The following is a 20,000-nucleotide window of genomic DNA, read 5'->3' as shown; positions in this document are numbered from 1 at the left end:
GTTTGCAGCAATGCAAGCGGTAGCGGAGCGTTCTGTAAGCTGATGAAGCCATACCCGTGAGGGGTGGTGGAGGTATCAGAAGTGCGAATGCTGACATGAGTAACGTAAGGGGAGTGAGAGACTCCCCCGCCGAAAGTCCAAGGGTTCCTGCTTAAAGCTAATCTGAGCAGGGTTAGCCGGCCCCTAAGTCGAGGCAGAAATGCGTAGACGATGGGAACCACGTTAATATTCGTGGGCCTGGAGGAAGTGACGGATCATTGAGGTAGTCCAATCTTATCGGATTGAAAGGGCTGCTGCGTGGTTCCAGGAAATAGCTCCTCCTTATAGACCGTACCCGAAACCGACACTGGTGGACTGGTAGAGTATACCAAGGCGCTTGAGAGAACTATGCTGAAGGAACTCGGCAAATTGCACGCGTAACTTCGGAAGAAGCGTGACCCTTTCATGCGCAAGCATGGGAGGGTGGCACAGACCAGGGGGTAGCGACTGTTTATCAAAAACACAGGGCTCTGCGAAGTCGCAAGACGACGTATAGGGTCTGACGCCTGCCCGGTGCTGGAAGGTTAAGAGGAGGGGTGCAAGCTCTGAATCGAAGCCCCAGTAAACGGCGGCCGTAACTATAACGGTCCTAAGGTAGCGAAATTCCTTGTCGGGTAAGTTCCGACCTGCACGAATGGCGTAACGACTTCCCCGCTGTCTCCAGCATAGACTCAGTGAAATTGAATTCCCCGTGAAGATGCGGGGTTCCTGCGGTTAGACGGAAAGACCCCGTGCACCTTTACTATAGCTTTACATTGGCATTCGTAGTGGCATGTGTAGGATAGGTGGTAGGCTTTGAAACCTGGGCGCCAGCTCAGGTGGAGCCATCCTTGAAATACCACCCTTATCACTATGGATGTCTAACCGCGGCCCGTTATCCGGGTCCGGGACAATGTATGGTGGGTAGTTTGACTGGGGCGGTCGCCTCCTAAAGAGTAACGGAGGCGCGCGATGGTGGGCTCAGAACGGTCGGAAATCGTTCGCTGAGTGCAATGGCATAAGCCTGCCTGACTGCGAGACTGACAAGTCGAGCAGAGACGAAAGTCGGTCATAGTGATCCGGTGGTCCCGCGTGGAAGGGCCATCGCTCAACGGATAAAAGGTACGCCGGGGATAACAGGCTGATGACCCCCAAGAGTCCATATCGACGGGGTTGTTTGGCACCTCGATGTCGACTCATCGCATCCTGGGGCTGGAGCAGGTCCCAAGGGTATGGCTGTTCGCCATTTAAAGCGGTACGTGAGTTGGGTTCAGAACGTCGTGAGACAGTTCGGTCCCTATCTGCCGTGGGTGTAGGAATATTGAAAGGATCTGTCCCTAGTACGAGAGGACCGGGATGGACGGATCTCTGGTGGACCTGTTGTGGCGCCAGCCGCATAGCAGGGTAGCTATATCCGGACGGGATAACCGCTGAAGGCATCTAAGCGGGAAACCCACCTTAAAACGAGTATTCCCTGAGAACCGTGGAAGACGACCACGTTGATAGGCCGGGTGTGGAAGAGCGGCAACGCTTGAAGCTTACCGGTACTAATAGTTCGATCGGCTTGATCGTTCTCATTCCTAATGCCCATTTCTGGTGACAATCCTTGGATTGCGCCGAGATGGATGGCACAGAAAACAGCTTCTCGAGCAACGTGCGTTTTGCCGACCTGGTGGTTATGGCGGAGCGGCTGCACCCGATCCCATTCCGAACTCGGCCGTGAAACGCTCCAGCGCTGATGGTACTTCGTCTCAAGACGCGGGAGAGTAGGTCGCTGCCAGGTCTGCCAAGCGCACGTTGTTTAATCTTCTCCTTACGAACAGGCCCGCCAACGGGATATCGGGCCGCGCAAGCGGCCCTTTCATTTGGCGGAAGCTTGAATCCAGTGAGCCAAGGCTTACTTCTAGGGTTGACGCGGGGTGGAGCAGCCCGGTAGCTCGTCAGGCTCATAACCTGAAGGTCACAGGTTCAAATCCTGTCCCCGCAACCAAATTCGAAAACGGCCCGCCTTGTGCGGGCCGTTTTCGTATGGGCTGAAGTACGGCGACAGGACACTCAGCATTCCGCGGCCAATTTTTCGCGTATGTGCTCCGATCCACCTCTCATACGTCGGGCGAATGGCCGATCGGGATTTACGACGCGCCAAAAAGGCGCGCTGCCGTCTTGACTGATATGCACCAGGTGCCGCCGCACGGTCACTGGGCAGCAGGCGTCTGCTCCGTATTTTGCCGCGACCTTACGTCGTAACTCTGCAAGGTCCGAAAAGTGGCCAGGTCCTGCAGCCCGGAGTTCGTCAGCGACCATTTTCTCGGTTGGGATCAGCATGCTCTGCGTAAGCGTCTTGCCTTTGCGTCGCGTTTTGACCACCGGCAATTCGCTCATAGTTCACCTCCAGGAACTCCCCTACAGAAGACGAACAAGGATGCCGCAATCCGACAGAATCTCGGATTGATTTGATTGCCGTGGCTCGAGGCCACAACCATGAACCCACAAAGACGTCTCCGGCCGGACACTTAGCAACCCGGACACTTAGCAACGAAGCCGACACAGCGGGACACCGAGGCAGATACTGTCCGCACGAATTCCTTGCAATGCACACATCAAAATCCCCGCTTGCCTTATGGCGCCGGGGTGTTTGGCTCCGTGCTGCCCAACGGAACGGAACTCTACTTCTTCGCCGACATGGCTCGAGCTGCAGCTCTAACCGGCATCGCGGTTGGTCAAGGCGATGTGGCAGCAGCCGGAACCGTGGCCCGCCGTCCAGGTGACGTTGTCGAAGCGCACTCCGGTGGCCTCGAACAGGCCGCGATCGAAGGCGCCGGCGATGCGGCAGAGCGTGGCGAGCTTCTCGTCGTCGATGCCGGCTTCGACCCAGGCGTCCTTCAGCGGGCAGCGCCTGACCCTGAAGGCGATGCGGTCCGGGCCGCGTTCGACATCGGTCGGATACATGCGGCCGCCATCCGGGCTGACGGCCAGGAACGCCTCGCCAATCGCCGGTGCGTCGTTGGGGCCGAAATCGGCGAAGGCCGCCGCCGCAACCTCCCTGCCTCGCCGTTCGATGGTGCGGATCATGATCGCCTCAGCCTTTTCCGCGCCAACTTCCGCGGTCAGCTCGTCGAGCAACAGACGATAGAGATCGGCACGGTTGCGGAAGGCGGAATCGAGTTCGCGCGACAGTTTTTCGGCTCTGGCTTCGGCGTCGGTCATGATGCGTCCTGTTCGATCCTCGAAAGTCTTGGCGCTGCCGCCACCAGCGCCTTGCCGATCGCGGATTGCGGCGCGTCGATGACGGTGCGGGCATCGCCGCGCTCGGCAATCCGCCCGCCGTCCAGAATGGCGATGCGGTGGGCGATGGCACGGACGACGCCGAGATCGTGCGAAATGAACAGATAGGCGATGCGCTCCTCGCGTTGAAGGTCGAGCAGCAGCCGCAGGATCTGCGCGCGAACCGAAACGTCGAGCGCCGACACGGCCTCGTCGAGCACGACCAGCGACGGTTTCGTGGCGATGGCGCGGGCGATTGCAACGCGCTGGCGTTGGCCGCCGGAAATTTCGTGAATGGCGCGGCCGGCGAGACCGGAGCTGAGGCCGACGCGTTCCAGCAGAGCTGCAATACGGCGCGGGCGCTCGGGGCCAGAGGCAATGTGATGGATGCGCAAGGGGTCGTCGAGCACACGCGCGACTGTGGCGCGTGGGTTCAAGGCGGCGAGCGGATCCTGAAACACCATCTGAAGACGAGTGCGCCGGCCGCGCAAGGCAGCGCCGTTCAGCGACAGGAAATCGCTGCCTTCAAATTCGATACTGCCGGTATCGAATTCGATGAGCCGGAGCACTAGACGAGCTATCGTCGACTTGCCGCTGCCGGAAGGTCCGGCCAGCGCCAGCGTCTCGCCGGGGTCGATGTGGAAGGAGACGTCGTCGACCGCGGCGATGGTCTTGCCGCCGCGACTGTATCGTTTGGTCAGGCCGGAAACGGCGAGCAGTGGGTCGGTCATGTTCGCCGCAACAGCGGCTCGGCGTCGAGGCCGAGATGAGCGTCAAGCAGCACACGAGTGTATGCGTGCCGCGGGGCATTGACGATTTGGGCTGTCGAATCGAGCTCGAGCAGCTCGCCATGCCGGAACACCGCTATGCGCTCTGCAAGCTCAGCGGCCAGCGCAATGTCGTGGCTGATGAACAGCAGCGTCATACCGTCCTCGGCCACCAGTCGCCGGATCAGCCCGACAATCTCGGCCTGCACGATGGTGTCCAGCGCACTGGTCGCCTCGTCGGCGATCAGCAGTTTCGGCCCGGCCGCAATCGCTGCGGCGATCGCCACGCGCTGCTTCTGGCCGCCGGAGAGCTGATGTGGAAAGGCACGCAAAGCGACATCGGGGTCGGGCAGACGGACGCGTTCGAGCAGGGTTTTTGCCTTGGCATAGGCGTCTCGCCAACTGAGGCCGAGATGGGTGTAGGCGACTTCCGCGATCTGCTTGCCGATTGGCATCACCGGATCGAGACTTGCGGATGGGTCCTGGAAAATAAAGCCGATGTCACGGCCACCGATTGGAGCATGGTCGCGAAGACCGGCAGGTGCCTTGGCACCAAACATTGGTGGCGGGCGCAAGAGCCAATCGATACGGCCTTCGATCTTGGCAGTGGCCGGCAGCAGCCCGGCAATAGCCAGCGCCAGCGTGCTCTTGCCGGAACCGCTCTCGCCGATGATGGCAAAGCGCTCGCCGGCGGGGATGTCGAGGCTGACATTCTTTAGCGCCGCCACCTCGGCGCCGTCGCGGCGATAGGTCACCGTCAGACTGCGAATCGAAGCAAGCGCCGTCACGACAGGCTCCTCCTCATCGCCGTGGTCTCGACGACGCCTTCGCCGGTGAGATAGACGCCGAGCACGGTCAGCACGAGCGCTACGCCCGGAATGATCGACAGGAAGGGCGCGGTGCGCAGCACGGCGCGGCCTTCGGCGATCATGCCGCCCCAGGTTACGCGGTTGGGGTCGCCAAGGCCGAGGAAGGACAATGCCGCTTCGGTGAGAATCGCCGCGGCGACGATCACTGACGACAATGCCATTATCGGCGGCAGCGCATTGGGGAGCACCTCGCGAAAGGCGATCTCCAGCGGATGCATGCCGATGACGCGGGCGCCCGCAACAAAATCGCGCTCGCGGATCGACAGCACTTCAGCGCGCGCCACGCGTGCCGGTCCGGTCCAGGCGCCCAGCGCGATCGCAGCGACGACGACGCCGAGCGACGGCCCGACGATGCTGACGAAAGCCAAAGCCAGCAGAAAGGCTGGGACGGTCTGGAAAGCGTCGGTGATGCGCATCAGCATCTCGTCGACAAGACCGCCGGCAAAGCCGGCCAACGTGCCGATCACGGCACCGACGGCAAGGGCGGCGGCGGCTGCTGCCAGCCCGACCGCCAGCGAGGTGCGGGCGCCATGGAAGAGCTCGGCAAGCACGTCACGGCCGAGGCGGTCGGTGCCGAGTGGCAACGACCAGTCCTGGAACGGCGGCAGCAACGCCGGCCCGGCAATGGCCTGCGGATCGCCGGGAAAGAACAAAGGTGCGGCAAGCGCCACGGCAAACAGCGCCGCCAGGATGACCGCGCCGGCGATCGCTTCCGGGGTCCGGAGAAAGCGGCGAAGCGGGCTCACGCGCCGGCCTCACTGGCGCCGACGCGCGGATCGAGGAAGGCGTAGGCGATGTCGACGAGAAGGTTGATGATGACGACCAGGACGGCGCTGACGAGAATGATGCCGAGCAGTAGTGGGGTATCCCGCGCGGCCACTGCTTCCTGCGCCAGTCGGCCAAGGCCTGGCACGGAAAAGACGCTTTCGATGACGACGCTGCCGCCCAGCATTTGCGCCGACTGCAGGCCGAACATGGTGACCAGCGGCAACAGCGCGTTACGGGCGACGTGAGCGAGCACGATGCGACGGCGGGAAAGTCCCCTGGCACGGGCGGCCAGCACAAAGTCCTGCCGCCACACCTCGGCCATGCCGGCGCGCATCATGCGCAGATAGAGCGCGAGATAAATGAAGCCGAGCGCCGAAACCGGCAGGACGAGATGGCGGGCGATGTCGGCGGCGCGATCGAGGCCGCTCTTGGCCGAGGCGATACTCTCGATGCCGCCGATCGGAAACCAGCGCAGGTCGACGGCGAAGACAATGATCAGCACAAGCCCGAGCCAGAAGCCCGGCACGGCATAGAGCGCCAGCGAACCGATGGACAGGAAACGATCGCGGAAGCTGCCGGGACTGGCGCCGACATAGATGCCGAGAGCCGAGCCGAGGCCGAAGGAGAGCGCCGCGGCGCTCCCCATCAACAGCAGCGTGTTGGGCAGGCGCTCGAGGATGACATCGCGGATCGGCCGCGAAAAGCTGACCGATTGGCCGAGATCGAGATGCAGCAGCGCCCAAAGGTAATTGGCGAGCCGCGTCAGCTCCGACTGGTCGAGCCCCCAGCGGTGACGCAACAGCTCGATCATGCCGGCGTCGCCTCCGGTCGAGACGATGTAGGCATCGACCGCGTCGCCGGGAGCGGCTTCGAGCAACAGGAACGTGCCGATGACGACAATCAGCAGCACGAAGATGCTGCCGACGAGACGGCGGCGAAGGAGGATGACGGCGCGGGTCATGGCGCAACGCCGATAGGAGAGCCAAGTCTTCCGTGCCGCGCTTTACGGCGCCCCCCTCTGTCCTGCCGGACATCTCCCCCACAAGGAGGGAGATTGGCAGTTTCGGCGATGCCGGCCGTCTTGCAACGCTGGAGATTGGCGAAAGCGACAATGACAGCCGATCTCCCCGCTCGTGGGGGAGATGCCAAGTGGTGGCAAAGAGGGCAGGACAGAGGGGGGCGCGAAAAAGCTCTCATCGCTGAAGCTGAGCACCCACACAAGCGGCACGCAAGTCTGGAGAGACTTCCTTACCCCGCGAGCCAAGTGTCCGCCCAGTTCGATACTGCCCAGCGCGGGTTGTTAGCGATGTTGTTGACCGTATCGCGGGCGACGCTGATGAAACTCCATTCGGCGACGTTGATCAGCGGCAGGTCGGCGGCAACTTTTCTCTGGAACTCCTTGTAGAGTTCGGTGCGGGCGGCGGTGTCGAGCGTCTCCGATGCCTTGGCGATCAGGGCGTCGAGATCGGCATTCTTGTAGCCACCCTGGTTGGAGAAGGGCACGCCGTCGGGAATACCGCTCTGCACCAGGATGGTGGTCGAGATCGCCGGATCGCCGCGGAACACCGGCGGCCCGACCGCAAGGTCGAAGGCGTGGTCGGTGTAAACCGCCTTGATGTGCGCGGCGGAGTCGTTGTTGACCAGCTGGGCGTCGATGCCAATGACGGCGAGCGCCTGGCGCAGATAGTCGCCGAACTGCTTGGTTTCGTTGAAGTAAGGCGCCGGCAGCAATCTCAATGAAAAGCGCTTGCCGTCATCGCCCCGGCTGTAGCCGGCCTCGTCAAGCAAGGCGTTGGCCTTGGCAACGTCGAAGGCGTAGGTCGGCACGTCGGCGGTGTAGAATTGCGGGTCGTTTTTCGGCACCGGGCCAGTGGCGGTGGCGGCATAGCCAAGGAATACCGTCTTGACGACGAAATCCTTGTCGATGGCGTGAGCGATCGCCTGGCGTACTTTCAGGTCGGCCAGCTCCTTGCGGCGATGATTGATCTCGACGACGAGCTGGTAGGTCAGCCCTTCATAACCCTTGGTGATCACCTTGAGACCGGGCACTTTGGAGATGCGGTCGAGATCGGCCAGGGGCACGGCGGAGAAGGCGGCGAGCTGGATCTCTTCGGCTTCCAGGGCGCTGGCCGCCGACGTGCGGTCCGGCAGCACCTGATAGATGATCTCGTCGAGATAGGGCTCGTCCTTGCCCCAATAGTCGGTGTTCTTCTCCAGCCGGTAATATTCGCCGGGCTTGTATTCGGCAAATTTGAACGGTCCGGTGCCGACCGGGGCGTTGTTGGCCGGGTTGTCCTCGATCTTTCCGGTCTCGTAGATGTGCTTGGGCACCACGCTGCTCAGCGCCGGCAAGGCGTTGCGGATCAGCTGGAACGGTGTCGGCTTGGCGAATTTGAACACGGCGGTGGTTTCGTCCGGCGTGTCGACCGCCTCCAGATCCTTGAACACGGTGCGGCCGAGATTCTGCAGCGGCTTCCAGACCTGCAGCGCCGAGAAGGCGACATCGGCTGAGGTGAATGGCTTCCCATCATGCCATTTGACGCCCTCGCGCAGTTTGAACGTCACCGCCATGCCGTCGGCGGCACCTTCCCAGCTGAGCGCCAGGCGCGGATCGAGCCCGTCCTTGCCGCCGAAGGAGGCCTCGGCCAAGGTTTCTACGATCTTGCTCGAAATGAAGAAGACGCCGTTCGAGGCGACAATCGCCGGATTGAGATTGCGCGGCTCGGAATCGGCGGCGACAACCAGTCGTCCGCCCTTTCTCGGCGTCTGCGCCGAGCCGATCGTCGGCATGGCGGTGGAGGCCAACAGCAACGCCGAACCGGCCAGCATTGTACGTCTGGAAATGGTGAACTCTGGCATGATCGAACTCCGTCCTCTCCGCGGACCCAGCCGGGTCCGCCGTACCCCTCGGACGCTCGTAAGCATCCTGCAAAGCTGATTATGGGCCTTGTGCGGGGTTTCGCCAAAGACGGAATTGGCGCATCTCTACGTGGCTTTGAAATTTCCGTCCGCTGGACCAGTTGTACAGAAAACGGTTCGACGCGCGGTTCTAGCAGGACCAGGCTGGGGTAAAGTGCAGCAGGTGGAGCAGCTTTTGGGGCTGGTTCGCCCGTTCTGGCTGGACCAGATCGGGCAAAATGATGCAGATTTAAGCATAGCCGAGGTTCAGAGCCGGAAAAGCCGGTGCCGGCGAGCGGCCGGCTAAGGGATTTCAGGGAGAGAGACATGAACATTGCCCCAGGCAAGAATGCCGTCGGCAGCGTGCCGTTCGACCAGGCCAGGGTGGACGGGCTGATGGAGGAGGCCGGCATCGACGTGCTGCTCGCCACCTCCAAGCACAACACGCAATATCTGCTTGGCGGCTACAAGTTCATCTTCTTCGCCGCCATGGATGCAATCGGCCACAGCCGTTATCTGCCTTTCGTCGTCTATGAGAAAGGTGGGCCGGAGCATGCCGCCTACATCGGCAACCGCATGGAAGGCGGCGAGCACCAGAATCATCCATTCTGGACGCCGACACTGCATGCCGCCTGCTGGGGTACGCTCGATGCCGCCAATCTGGCGGTCGAGCATTTGCGAAAGATCACCAAGGGCAATGCCCGCATCGGCATCGAGCCCGCCTTCCTGCCGTCCGACGCCTATATGCTGATCCGCAACGCGCTGCCGGATGCCAAGCTGATCGATGCGACTGATATGCTGGAGCGCATGCGGGCAATCAAAACCGAGGCGGAGTTGGAAAAGCTGCGCATCGCTTCGGAGCTGATCACCGATTCCATGCTGGCGACCATCGGCTGGGCACGCGAAGGCACGACAAAGAGCGAGATCATCGAACATCTCAGGCGCGAGGAGACCAATCGCGGCGCGCATTTCGAATATTGCCTGTTAACGCTAGGCTCCAGCCACAACCGCGCAGCCTCGCCGCAGGCGTGGAAACGGGGCGAAGTGATGTCGATCGATTCCGGCGGCAACTACCACGGCTATATCGGCGATCTTTGCCGCATGGGCGTGCTGGGCGACCCTGACGCCGAACTCGAGGATCTGCTGGCCGAGATCGAGACAGTGCAGCAGGCGGCCTTCTCCAAGGTCAAGGCGGGCACGCTGGGCGGTGACATGATTTCTCATGCCGAAGGCGTTCTGAAGAAATCCAAGGTTGCGGCCTATACTGATTTTTTCGCGCATGGCATGGGGCTGATCACGCATGAAGCGCCGTTCCTGATGACCAACCATCCGGTGACATATGAAGGCACCTATGCCGCAAAGCCGCTGGAGAAGAACATGGTGCTTTCGGTCGAGACGACCATGCTCCACCCGACGCGCGGCTTCATCAAGCTGGAGGACACGGTGGCGGTGACCGATGCCGGCTACGTCATGTTCGGCGATCGGGGCCGGGGCTGGAACAGGGGCGGGGGCGGCTTAGGCGCTGGTACCTAGCCCGTTCTTGAGATTACCTCGTTCGAGCAAACAATTGGTCACACCAGCGAGCATTTGCCGATATGGAACGCGAACTGCCCAAGCAGGTCTTTATCGACGGGTGCGAGCAGATCTCCATGGAGTTCGAACCGATTGGGTTCCGCTTTGCGAAAAGCGGTCCTCATGCGAGTCGTCGGGCCGGCGACTGGGCATTCAAAATCTCCTTTCAATCAAACTATCTGAACGTCGGCGGCGAGTACGTCGAACTCGTCGTGCATGCGTCGGTCTACAGCAAGGCAATAAAGGAGTGGGACGAGCGAAGCGCTTGGCCCGCCAGTGCCAGCGATTGGGTCGCCGGTGGACAGCTTGGCAATTTGCGAACCCCGCATCATTGGCGGACATGGAACATCGCAAACCCGCATACCCGCCAGGCTGAAATCGCGAACATCGTTGCCAACATCCAAACGACTGTCCTGCCGCTCTTCGAACGTTTCGACGTTCCGCGCAAACTAGCCGAACAGGTCGCATGTTCTGAAGTTCCGGGCTTCATGTTCCCTGAAAATGCTGTTCGATTTGTACTCTGGCAGCTTGGTCCGGAGGCAGCGGAAAACTGTTTGTCCTACTGGGTGGCGCGCTTACCTTCGCCGGATGCTTTCCGATCAGAGCGCGATGTCCCCACTTTGCCGGATAGGCTCGCTCTGGGAAGCGATACTAACAACCTAGCAAGGGTCGCTCGTGCGATGAAGATTGGCCTCAGCCTGTGACATTATCTGCCCGGCGGGATCAACCTGAAATCCGGCAACTCCCGCAATGCCAGTTCCGGCCCTGCCGGCGAATAGACGACGAAAAGCTGCATGGCCGCATCGCCGGTATTGAGCGTCGAGTGGAAGCGGCTTTCCGGCACATAGATGGTGCAGCCGGGGCCGACTTTCTCGACGACCGGGTTGCCTTTCTCGTCTTCGACCATCTGCTCGCCATTGCCTGAGATGACAAAGATGATCTCCTCCGCACCCGGATGGTTATGACGCGTATGGCCTTTGCCTGACGGTAGGTCGACGACACCACCGGAAAATCGCTTTGCGCCGTTCACTTCGGGAGCGACCGTCAGCGACAGCCTGCCCCAGTCGAAGCCGAAGGCGCTGACGTCTTTTGGATATACGAATACCTTGCTGTTCTCCGTCATCGTTCCACCCTTCTGTTTGCTGGTCTCTACGCAGCGCCGAACGTGACCGCCTTGAAATCCGCCGTCTGCCTGGCGATTGAGGCTTCCGCCGGCAGCCGCTCCATCGAACTGGCGCCATAGAATCCGTGCAGGCCCTTGCAGCGCTCGAGAATATATCTGGCGTCGTCCGGCATCGAGATCGGCCCGCCATGGCAAAGCAGGATCATATCCTCGCGCACTGAGCGTGCCGCTTTGGCGATGGCGTCGATCTCGCTCACACAGTCGTCCAGCGATTTAGCCGATGTCGCGCCAATCGAGCCGCCGGTGGTCACCCCCATATGGGCGACGACGATGTCGGCGCCAGCTGTTGTCATGGCGCGCGCCTCGTCTGCGTTGAAGACATAGGGCGTGGTCAACAGGTCGAGTGTGTGAGCCTCGGCGATCATGTCGACCTCGAGCCCGAAGCCCATGCCGGTTTCTTCAAAACTCTGCCGCATCTGGCCGTCGAACAGGCCGATAGTCGGAAAGTTCTGCACACCGGAAAAACCCATCGTCTTCAACTCGGCCAAAAGCAGCGGCATGATGACGAAGGGATCGGTGCCGTTGACGCCGGCCAGCACCGGCGTCTTCTTCACTACCGGCAGCACTTCGTAGGCCATTTCCTTGACGATCTCGTTGGCGTTGCCATAGGCGAGCAGGCCGGCGGCCGAGCCGCGCCCGGCCATGCGGTAGCGGCCGGAATTGTAGATGATGATCAGGTCGATGCCGCCGGCTTCCTCTGCCTTGGCCGACAGGCCGGTGCCGGCACCGCCGCCGACGATCGGCACGCCGTCCGCGATCATCTTGCGGAATTTCTCCAGGATTTTCTTGCGCGGTATGGCGGCCATGTCTTGGTGTCTCACTGTCTGGCGATGTCGAGGAAGGCCGTTGTGGCAGCCCAGGCGAATTCGGGGTCGTTGATATGAAGCGGCAAACGCAGCACGCGCCGCATTTTGGCGGGTTTGATGGTACGCTCGATTGCCTCGAACAAAGCGGCATCGGCTTCAGGGTCGAAGAAGGCGCCGCCTTCAATGTCGAGCGCCGACACGCCTTTCTCCGGAATGAGGAAACGAACCGGACCCTGGCAGAGGCTCAGCCTTGTACCGATCCATTCGCCGATCGTTCTGCTTTCGTCGGCAGTGGTGCGCATCAGTGTGACGTTTGGATTGTGCTCATAGAACAGCCGGCCGCGATAGCGTTCCGGAATTGTCGGCGGCGCCCAGAAATTGACCATGTCGAGCGCGCCGACCGAGCCGACATAAGGCAGCCCGGTGCGGGCGATGGCGCCAAAGCGATCCTCGGTCGCCGGCAGCACGCCGCCAAACAGCAAGTCGCAGACTTCGGTCGTTGTGATGTCGATGACGCCGGACAACAGGCCGCTGTCGGCCAATTTTTCCATGGTGCGGCCGCCGGTGCCGGTGGCATGAAAGACCATGCAGTCATAAGTCGAACGAAGCTCATCGGCGATCGCGGTCACGCATGGCGTGGTGACGCCGAACATGGTGAGGCCGAGCGACGGTTTGCCGTCGGGCGGCGGCGCCGGCTTTGTCGCCATGCCTGATATCGCCTGGGCGGCATTGTGCAGCACGACACGCGAAAGCCGGTTGAGGCCGGCCATGTCGGTCACCGACGGCATCATGACGATGTCGGAGACGTCGACGTAAGGCGCGGTGTCACCCGAGGCCAACGTCGAAACCATGATCTTGGGCAGACCGAGCGGCAGCGTGCGCATGCCTGCGGTGATGATCGAGGTGCCGCCACCGCCGCCAATGCCGATAATCCCGGCAATATCGTTGCGCGACTGGACAAACCGGGCAAAGGCGGCAGCCATCGCCGCCACCGCGGTGCCGCGATCGTCGACGCCGAGCACGGCATTGCGACCCTCGGAATGGTGGCTGGCGACCTCGTCTGCCGAAACATCGACCGGCACGGTCGCGCCGCGTGTTCCGATGTCGACACGGGCAATCGAAGCGCCGGTAGCCGCGACCGCATCGGCCAGAAATGCGAGTTCCTCGCCCTTGGTGTCGGCGGTGCCTACCACATAGATGCGCTTCATCGCGTTTCCCCGGTCTTGGGCGTGCTCGGCGCTGCGGCCCCTTTTTGCCCGGCCGTTCGACGGCGCGAAGGGCCATTGCAATTTTTTGAGACACGCGTATCGTATTGACATGAATGTCTCACGTCAACAAGCGGCAATGGACAACGGTGCCAGCCAAGGGCCGAACCCCCAAGTAGAGCGCGGGGCCCGCGCGCGCACCAGGCGTCTCATGCTGGAGACGGCGACAAAGCTGATGCAGGCGGGCGCCACGCCCTCCGTCAGCGAGGTGGCGGAGGCAGCGGAGGTCTCGCGCGCCACCGCCTATCGGTATTTTCCGAGCCAGGCGGCGTTGGTGCAGGCGGTGGTCGATGAGGGGCTTGGGCCGATCCTTACGTGGAAATCGAGCTCTGCCGATCCCGAGCGCCGGGTCGCCGAGCTGTTCGAGACCGCCATGCCGCGCATCGAGGTCTTCGAAGCGACGTTCAAGGCGGCGCTGAAACTGTCGCTCGACCAGTGGGCGCAGCGACAGGCAGGCACGCTTGACGGCGAACCTGCCTTCACCCGCGGCCATCGCGTCGATCTCTTGAAAGATGCGATCGCGCCACTCAAAGGCCGGTTGCCGCCGCGCGAATTCAAGCGGCTCGCGCAGGCGCTGTCATTGATCTTCGGTGTTGAGGTGCTGATCGTTTTAAAGGATATATGGGGATTGGATAGCCGCAGTATGATGTCGGTTGCGCAATGGGCGGCCGGCGCTCTTGTGCGCGCGGCTATGACCGAATCGATGATTGAAGGAGATGGGATCGCGCCGACGACCGCCGTGAGATGACGCCAATCTGGTTCGACCAGATTTTCAACCTGGCTATTCATGCTACTAGCGATGCAGCGGCCCAAGTAAGGCATTCATGTATCAAGGAGTAGGAAAATTCAGGGAAAACAGGCAGATATCGCAGAAGCCAACTTGTCTGCGTGTCCGCCACCGTCCAAGAAAGGGCTTGACGTTCCTCTTAAATTGGTAATACCAGATCAGGACAAATAAAGCGGATCAAAGGTGAAGGCTGAGATCCGTTTCGGTCGAGCGAGGAGGCTCACAGACCGAAACGGTGCCGTCACGGGAGGACTACCAGGGCCGGCCTCGATGCCGGTTCTCATGAACGGTAGAATGCGCACAAGGGAGGAAATCATTATGCGCAAGACAATGACCAGCTTGCTTGCTGGTATCGGCCTAGTGCTCGCCTGCGGAACGTCCGTCTACGCGCAGGAAAAGGAACTTACAATCTTCTGGGCGGAATGGGATCCGGCCAATTACCTGCAGGAACTCGGCAACGAGTACGAGAAGGAAACCGGCGTCAAGATCACGGTGGAAACCACACCGTGGCCCGACTTCCAGACCAAGGCCTTCACCGAGTTCAACGCCCATGGCGACGCCTACGATATGGTCGTCGGCGACTCGCAATGGCTTGGTGCTGGCTCGACCGGTGGCCACTATGTCGACCTGACCGACTTCTTCAACAAGCACAAGGTCGGTGAAGTGATGGCACCGGCCACGGTGAAATACTATGCCGAATATCCGGGCGGCAGCAGCAAGTACTGGGCCATTCCGCTCGAAGGCGACGCCGTCGGCTGGTCCTATCGCAAGGACTGGTTCGAAGACCCCAAGGAAAAGGAAGCCTTCAAGGCCAAGTATGGCTACGATCTCGACGTGCCGAAGGATTTCAAGGCGCTACGCGACATCGCCGAATTCTTCTACCGGCCGGACCAGAAAAAATACGGCATCGCCATCTACACCGACAATTCTTATGACGCGATGGCGATGGGCTTCGAAAACGCGCTGTTCTCCTTTGGCGGCGAGCTGGGTGACTATAAGACCTACAAGGTCGATGGCTTCATCAACTCCGACAAGGCGATCGCGGCGCTCGACGCCTACAAGGAACTCTACAAGTTCACGCCTCCGGGCTGGGCCAAGTCGTTCTTCGTCGAGGACAACCAGGCGATCACTGAAAACCTGGCCGCGATGAGCATGAACTACTTCGCGTTCTTCCCCTCGTTGATCAACGAGGCGTCGAACCCGAACGCCAAGAACACCGGCTTCTTCGCCAATCCAGCCGGACCTGGCGGCGACCAGTTCGCCGCACTCGGCGGTCAGGGCATCTCCATCGTTTCCTACTCGCAGAAGCAGGAAGAGGCGACGAAGTTCCTGGAATGGTTCATCAAGGACGAGACCCAGAAGAAATGGGCAGCGCTTGGCGGCTACACCTGCAGTGCCGCCGTGCTCAAGTCGCCCGAATTCCAGAACGCCACGCCCTACAACAAGGCGTTCTACGAGACCATGTTCAAGGTCAAGGACTTCTGGGCGGTTCCGGAATATGCGGAACTGCTGCAGCAGCTCAACCAGCGCATCTATCCTTACATGATCGGCGGCGAAGGCACCGCCAAGGAGACGCTGGACGCACTGGCAGCCGACTGGAACGCGACCTTCAAGAAATACGGCCGCGGCCAATAAGCATGAAGTTTCACGGAGGGGGCGTTCGTGCCTCCTCCGTTTCTTTTTCTGATTCTTGAACCGGGAGCAGGGTCTTGGCGACCACGATGATCACCACGCTGGACAGGTCCTCGCGGGCCGCCGCTCGCGGTCTAAGCGACATTTCGATCCGCAATCTCTTCATCATCCCGACGATCCTGTTTCTGATCGTCTTCAACATCTTCCCGCTGATCTATTCGCTGGGCTATTCGTTCACCGATTTCCGCGCCTCGACCAGCGCGGCGGCGAATTTCGTCGGGCTGCAAAACTATCGCGACCTGCTCAGCGATCCCTATGTCTGGTCCAACTTCGCCATCACCGCAAAATACGTCATCATCTCGGTCGCCGGCCAGCTGCTCGTCGGCTTCGGCGTGGCCATGCTGCTCAATCGCGACATTCCGCTCAAGGGCCTGCTGACGACGCTCCTGTTGTTGCCGATGATGCTGTCGATGGCCGTCGTCGGCCTGTTCTGGAAGCTGCTCTACGATCCGTCCTTCGGCATCATCAATTATGCGCTCGGCCTCGGCACCTTCGAATGGCTGTCGAATCCGAAAATGGCGCTCTATGCGGTTGCGCTGACCGACATCTGGATGTGGTCGCCCTTCGTCATGCTGTTGTCGCTGGCCGGCCTGTCGGCCGTGCCCAAGCATCTCTACGAGGCAGCCGCGATCGACAGGGCCGGACCGTTCTACACCTTCTTCCGCATAACGCTGCCGCTGGTTGCGCCGATCCTGATGATCGCGGTCATCTTCCGCACCATGGAGGCGTTCAAGACCTTCGACCTCGCCTACATCCTGACCAGCCAGCCGACGGCCGAGCTGATCTCGATCCGGCTCTACAAGATGGCGTTCCAGGAATGGCAGACCGGGCGTTCCTGCGCGCTCGCCTACATCGTGCTGATCATGGTGCTGGCGATCACCAACATCTATGTCAAATACCTCAATAAGGTGAAGGAGCGCTGAGATGGCCGCAGTCCGCACTTCTTCCGAAATCACCTTCAACCGGGTCGCCATCGTCGCTGTCCTGCTGGTAACGATCATCTTCCTGGCGCCGATCTACTGGATCGCCTCGACGGCGTTCAAGCCGCGCAACCTCGCCACCACCATTCCGCCGACGGTGGTTTTCCAGCCGGAGATATCGCCCTTCGTCAAGTTGTTCACCAAGCGTTCGCAGCTGCGCAGCCCGCCGTCGCCGGAGGACTACGCGGCTGCGCCGTGGTGGGAGCGCGTCGTCTTCAATGGGGGCGAAAAGATCGTGCGCGACGGCAAGGGCCAGGTGCAGTGGTCGGGCTATCCGAGCCGTTTCATGAACTCACTGATCGTTGCCATAACCTCGACCGTCCTGGCCGTCGGCATGGGCACCTTCACCGCCTATGGGTTCTCGCGCTTCAAAGTAAAAGGCGAGGCGGACCTACTGTTCTTCATCCTGTCGACACGCATGCTGCCGCCGGTGGTCGTCGCCATTCCGATGTTCCTGATGTACCGGGCGGTCGGCCTCAACGATTCCCATATCGGCCTGATCATCCTTTACACCGCCTTCAACCTGTCCTTCTCGGTGTGGCTGATGAAAGGCTTCATGGACGAGATCCCCAAGGAGTATGAGGAGGCGGCCCTCGTCGACGGCTATACGCGCATGGAGGCCTTCTTCAAGATCGTGCTGCCCGAGGCCGCCACCGGCATCGCCGCCACCGCCGTGTTCTGCTTTATCACGGCGTGGAACGAATATGCCTTCGCACTGATCATGACCAGCCGCCGTGCCCAGACAGCACCGCCCTTCATCCCCAGCCAGGTCGGTTCCGGCCTGCCGGACTGGACGGTGATTGCCGCCGGAACCTTCCTGTTCCTGCTGCCGGTCGCGATCTTCACCTTCCTGCTCCGCAACCACCTGTTGCGCGGCATGTCGTTTGGAGCGATCCGCAAATGAGCTTTCGCGACATCAACCAGAAATATCTCGAACCGGGCAGCCAGGTGCTGATGGTGCTCGGTATCATCGCGCTCTGCCAGCCGTGGAACATGCTGCTGCACAGCTATGGCGTGACCATCATCCTGATCGGCCTGATCGGCTTCAACATCACCTCCAAGATCGCGCCGGAGGAGAAGGCCGGCACCGGGCAAGGGGCAAATCCGGGGGCACAGCATTGACCCAGATCGAGCTTCGAGGCATCCAGAAATATTTCGGCGCCGTCCAGGTCATCAAAGACCTCAACCTGAAGATCGACGACAACGAGTTCATCGTGCTGCTCGGCCAGTCGGGCTGCGGGAAGACGACGACGCTCAGGGCGATTGCCGGGCTGGAGACGATCGACGGCGGCGACATCCTCATCGACGGCAAGCCGGTCCAGCACCTCAAGGCCGCCGATCGCGATATCGCCATGGTCTTCCAGTCGTTCTCGCTCTATCCGCATATGAGCGTCTATGAGAACATCGCCTTTCCGCTCAGGGCGACGCGCAAGAGCAAGGCCGAGATCGACAGCGAGGTGCGCTCGGTCGCCAAGACGCTGCAGATCAGCGATCTCCTCGCCAAGAAACCGTCGGCGCTGTCGGGCGGCGACATGCAGCGCGTGGCGATCGGCCGAGCCTTGGTGCGGCGGCCGAAGGCGATGCTGATGGACGAGCCGATCGGGGCGCTCGATGCCAAGCTGCGCGAGGAGATGCGGGCCGAGATCAAGCGGCTGCACATCAAGCAGGGCTCGACCAGCATCTACGTCACCCACGACCAGATCGAGGCGATGAGCCTCGCCGACCGCATCGTCATCATGCATGAAGGTGTGCTCCAGCAGGTCGGCTCGCCGGACGAGGTCTATTCGCATCCGGCGAATCTTTTCGTCGCGCAATTTGTAGGCAGCCCGGTGATGAACGTCGCCGACACTTCGGTGACCGAGAAAGCCTCATCGGCCTCGGTCACGGTCGGCGATGCGGCCGCCGGTTTCGAATTCCCGCGCGCTTTGCTGTCGAAGCTCAACGGCCATGCCGGCAGCCAACTCGCGCTCGGCATCCGGCCGGAAGGCGTCCTCGTCCGCCGCGAAGCCGCCGAGGGATTCTTGCCGGTGGAGACGCAGATCGTCGAGCCGCTCGGGTCCTTCGACATCGTCGACCTCAAGGTCGGCTCCAAGATGCTGCGTGCGCGCACCAAGAGCGGCTTCATCGGCGGCCCCGGCGAAAGAGTCTTCGTCAGAATCGATCCCAGCCAGGCGCATTTCTTCGACACGGCGAGCGGCAAATCGCTGGGAGTGAGACTCTGATGGCCCACATCCAGCTCAAGAACATCTCGAAGAAATTCGGCAACCACACCGCCTTGACCGGGCTCGATCTCGACATCGCCGATGGCGAGTTCTTCGTTCTGCTTGGCGAGACCGGCGCCGGCAAGACGACGACGCTGCGCATGATTGCCGGCCTGGAAAAACCGAGCGAAGGCCAGGTCTTCATCGACGGCGTCGATGTCGCCGATTGGGGCGCGGCGGAGCGCGACGTGGCGCTGGTGCTGCAGCAATATTCACTCTACCCGCGCTATACCGTACGCCAAAACCTCGAATTTCCGCTGAAGCCGAAAATCCGCCGGCTGCCCGATGCCGAGATCAAGGATCGCGTCGACCGCGCCGCCAGGACGCTGCGGATCGAGCATCTACTCGACCGCAAGACCGACCGGCTTTCAGGCGGCGAGATGCAGCGCGTCTCGATCGGCCGCGCCATCGTGCGCAAGCCGAGGGTATTCCTGATGGATGAGCCGTTGTCGGCGCTCGACGCCAAATTGCGCGAAGCGCTGCGCACCGAATTGAAGAACCTGCAGATGCAGCTTGGCGCCACCTTCCTGTTCGTGACGCACGATCAGATCGAGGCGATGTCGATGGGTGACAAGGTCGGCGTGCTCAACCATGGCCGCATCGTCCAGACCGGCACGCCGTACGAGATCTACAACAATCCGCGCGACACCTACGTGGCAAGCTTCGTCGGCTCGCCGCCGATGAACCTCATCGACGGCAAGCTTGTCAACGGACGTGCGGTGATGGCACCGCTGAATTTCGAATTGCCGTTTTCGGGGGGTGCCAAGACTTCGGGGGGGCTAAAGACGGGCGCGGGGGCCCCCGGGGGCCCCCGCCGGGTGGGGTACTTGGGGTTAAACCAAAACGCGCCCCCCCGGCCGAGGGACCTGA

Annotated in this window: 18 protein-coding genes, 1 tRNA gene and 2 rRNA genes (1 of these 21 running past the window's edge); 12 read left to right on the top strand and 9 right to left on the bottom strand. The window is 61.3% G+C overall.

The window, feature by feature from the left end; genetic code table 11:
• The 3 genes from NKH41_RS31350 to NKH41_RS31340 form a co-directional block, all read left to right on the top strand.
• Positions 1–1,590 (top strand): 23S ribosomal RNA (locus NKH41_RS31350); it begins 1,209 nt to the left of the window's first position.
• A 96-nt stretch (positions 1,591–1,686) separates the two neighbouring features.
• Positions 1,687–1,801 (top strand): 5S ribosomal RNA (gene rrf, locus NKH41_RS31345).
• 130 nt (positions 1,802–1,931) lie between these two features.
• Positions 1,932–2,008, top strand: a tRNA-Met gene (locus NKH41_RS31340).
• A gap of 710 nt (positions 2,009–2,718) precedes the next feature.
• Here the strand turns inward: NKH41_RS31340 and NKH41_RS31335 are convergent.
• From NKH41_RS31335 to NKH41_RS31310, 6 genes are all read right to left on the bottom strand, one after another.
• Positions 2,719–3,225 (bottom strand): L-2-amino-thiazoline-4-carboxylic acid hydrolase, encoded by a 507-nt coding sequence (locus NKH41_RS31335; protein WP_352474855.1) that lies wholly within the window; start codon positions 3,223–3,225, stop codon positions 2,719–2,721.
• Positions 3,222–4,013, bottom strand: coding sequence for an ATP-binding cassette domain-containing protein (locus NKH41_RS31330; protein ID WP_352769832.1), 792 nt, complete (start codon positions 4,011–4,013; stop codon positions 3,222–3,224). The genes NKH41_RS31335 and NKH41_RS31330 overlap by 4 nt, the downstream gene beginning before the upstream one ends.
• Positions 4,010–4,837, bottom strand: coding sequence for an ABC transporter ATP-binding protein (locus tag NKH41_RS31325; RefSeq protein ID WP_352539471.1), 828 nt, complete (start codon positions 4,835–4,837; stop codon positions 4,010–4,012). The genes NKH41_RS31330 and NKH41_RS31325 overlap by 4 nt, the downstream gene beginning before the upstream one ends.
• Complete coding sequence (locus NKH41_RS31320; protein ID WP_352769829.1) at positions 4,834–5,664, bottom strand: ABC transporter permease; 831 nt, start codon at positions 5,662–5,664, stop codon at positions 4,834–4,836. The genes NKH41_RS31325 and NKH41_RS31320 overlap by 4 nt, the downstream gene beginning before the upstream one ends.
• Positions 5,661–6,647 (bottom strand): ABC transporter permease, encoded by a 987-nt coding sequence (locus NKH41_RS31315; RefSeq protein WP_352769826.1) that lies wholly within the window; start codon positions 6,645–6,647, stop codon positions 5,661–5,663. The genes NKH41_RS31320 and NKH41_RS31315 overlap by 4 nt, the downstream gene beginning before the upstream one ends.
• 287 nt (positions 6,648–6,934) lie before the next feature.
• Positions 6,935–8,545: an ABC transporter substrate-binding protein gene (locus NKH41_RS31310; RefSeq protein ID WP_352769824.1), complete on the bottom strand. Its 1,611-nt coding sequence runs from the start codon at positions 8,543–8,545 to the stop codon at positions 6,935–6,937.
• 366 nt (positions 8,546–8,911) lie between these two features.
• Here NKH41_RS31310 and NKH41_RS31305 point away from each other — a divergent pair, with 366 nt between their 5' ends.
• On the top strand, positions 8,912–10,117 hold the full coding sequence (locus tag NKH41_RS31305; RefSeq protein ID WP_352539469.1) for a M24 family metallopeptidase: 1,206 nt from the start codon (positions 8,912–8,914) through the stop codon (positions 10,115–10,117).
• A gap of 62 nt (positions 10,118–10,179) precedes the next feature.
• A complete protein-coding gene (locus NKH41_RS31300; protein ID WP_352622262.1) occupies positions 10,180–10,860 on the top strand; it encodes a DUF4304 domain-containing protein in 681 nt (226 codons plus the stop codon).
• Positions 10,861–10,862: 2 nt separating this feature from the next.
• Here the strand turns inward: NKH41_RS31300 and NKH41_RS31295 are convergent, their stop codons facing one another.
• The 3 genes from NKH41_RS31295 to NKH41_RS31285 are packed head-to-tail and all read right to left on the bottom strand — an operon-like array spanning position 10,863 to position 13,353.
• Positions 10,863–11,279, bottom strand: a complete 417-nt coding sequence (locus NKH41_RS31295) for a cupin domain-containing protein (RefSeq protein WP_352539467.1) — start codon at positions 11,277–11,279, stop codon at positions 10,863–10,865.
• Between the two features lie 26 nt (positions 11,280–11,305).
• Positions 11,306–12,145: a phosphoenolpyruvate hydrolase family protein gene (locus NKH41_RS31290; protein ID WP_352769821.1), complete on the bottom strand. Its 840-nt coding sequence runs from the start codon at positions 12,143–12,145 to the stop codon at positions 11,306–11,308.
• Positions 12,146–12,156: 11 nt separating this feature from the next.
• A complete protein-coding gene (locus tag NKH41_RS31285; protein WP_352769818.1) occupies positions 12,157–13,353 on the bottom strand; it encodes a Tm-1-like ATP-binding domain-containing protein in 1,197 nt (398 codons plus the stop codon).
• A 109-nt stretch (positions 13,354–13,462) separates the two neighbouring features.
• Between NKH41_RS31285 and NKH41_RS31280 the strand changes: the two genes are divergently transcribed.
• The 7 genes from NKH41_RS31280 to NKH41_RS31250 all read left to right on the top strand — a co-directional run.
• Entirely contained in the window at positions 13,463–14,158 is a 696-nt protein-coding gene (locus NKH41_RS31280; RefSeq protein WP_502895683.1) for a TetR/AcrR family transcriptional regulator, read from the top strand.
• 357 nt (positions 14,159–14,515) lie between these two features.
• Entirely contained in the window at positions 14,516–15,832 is a 1,317-nt protein-coding gene (locus NKH41_RS31275; RefSeq protein WP_352448404.1) for an ABC transporter substrate-binding protein, read from the top strand.
• 74 nt (positions 15,833–15,906) lie between these two features.
• On the top strand, positions 15,907–16,812 hold the full coding sequence (locus NKH41_RS31270; protein WP_254816733.1) for a carbohydrate ABC transporter permease: 906 nt from the start codon (positions 15,907–15,909) through the stop codon (positions 16,810–16,812).
• 1 nt (position 16,813) lies between these two features.
• Positions 16,814–17,773: a carbohydrate ABC transporter permease gene (locus NKH41_RS31265; protein WP_352769815.1), complete on the top strand. Its 960-nt coding sequence runs from the start codon at positions 16,814–16,816 to the stop codon at positions 17,771–17,773.
• On the top strand, positions 17,770–17,991 hold the full coding sequence (locus NKH41_RS31260; protein WP_023675179.1) for a hypothetical protein: 222 nt from the start codon (positions 17,770–17,772) through the stop codon (positions 17,989–17,991). Before NKH41_RS31265 ends, NKH41_RS31260 begins: the two co-directional genes overlap by 4 nt.
• Complete coding sequence (locus NKH41_RS31255; protein WP_352568289.1) at positions 17,988–19,091, top strand: ABC transporter ATP-binding protein; 1,104 nt, start codon at positions 17,988–17,990, stop codon at positions 19,089–19,091. Before NKH41_RS31260 ends, NKH41_RS31255 begins: the two co-directional genes overlap by 4 nt.
• Positions 19,091–20,000 (top strand): ABC transporter ATP-binding protein (locus NKH41_RS31250; RefSeq protein WP_352935522.1); only part of this gene is annotated, 910 nt, incomplete at its 3' end. The genes NKH41_RS31255 and NKH41_RS31250, both read left to right, overlap by 1 nt.

Origin of the sequence: Mesorhizobium sp. M1169, assembly GCF_040318345.1 — a bacterium.
Classification (GTDB): domain Bacteria; phylum Pseudomonadota; class Alphaproteobacteria; order Rhizobiales; family Rhizobiaceae; genus Mesorhizobium.
Note: the sequence above shows the minus strand (reverse complement) of the source record. Positions and strands in the feature narration are given on the sequence as shown.

Coding starts and splice junctions, on each gene's coding strand:
- NKH41_RS31335 (WP_352474855.1), bottom strand. CDS start 3,225: ATGACCGACGCCGAAGCCAGAGCCGAAAAACTGTCGCGCGAACTCGAT.
- NKH41_RS31330 (WP_352769832.1), bottom strand. CDS start 4,013: ATGACCGACCCACTGCTCGCCGTTTCCGGCCTGACCAAACGATACAGT.
- NKH41_RS31315 (WP_352769826.1), bottom strand. CDS start 6,647: ATGACCCGCGCCGTCATCCTCCTTCGCCGCCGTCTCGTCGGCAGCATC.
- NKH41_RS31310 (WP_352769824.1), bottom strand. CDS start 8,545: ATGCCAGAGTTCACCATTTCCAGACGTACAATGCTGGCCGGTTCGGCG.
- NKH41_RS31305 (WP_352539469.1), top strand. CDS start 8,912: ATGAACATTGCCCCAGGCAAGAATGCCGTCGGCAGCGTGCCGTTCGAC.
- NKH41_RS31300 (WP_352622262.1), top strand. CDS start 10,180: ATGGAACGCGAACTGCCCAAGCAGGTCTTTATCGACGGGTGCGAGCAG.
- NKH41_RS31295 (WP_352539467.1), bottom strand. CDS start 11,279: ATGACGGAGAACAGCAAGGTATTCGTATATCCAAAAGACGTCAGCGCC.
- NKH41_RS31290 (WP_352769821.1), bottom strand. CDS start 12,145: ATGGCCGCCATACCGCGCAAGAAAATCCTGGAGAAATTCCGCAAGATG.
- NKH41_RS31285 (WP_352769818.1), bottom strand. CDS start 13,353: ATGAAGCGCATCTATGTGGTAGGCACCGCCGACACCAAGGGCGAGGAA.
- NKH41_RS31280 (WP_502895683.1), top strand. CDS start 13,463: ATGAATGTCTCACGTCAACAAGCGGCAATGGACAACGGTGCCAGCCAA.
- NKH41_RS31275 (WP_352448404.1), top strand. CDS start 14,516: ATGCGCAAGACAATGACCAGCTTGCTTGCTGGTATCGGCCTAGTGCTC.
- NKH41_RS31265 (WP_352769815.1), top strand. CDS start 16,814: ATGGCCGCAGTCCGCACTTCTTCCGAAATCACCTTCAACCGGGTCGCC.
- NKH41_RS31260 (WP_023675179.1), top strand. CDS start 17,770: ATGAGCTTTCGCGACATCAACCAGAAATATCTCGAACCGGGCAGCCAG.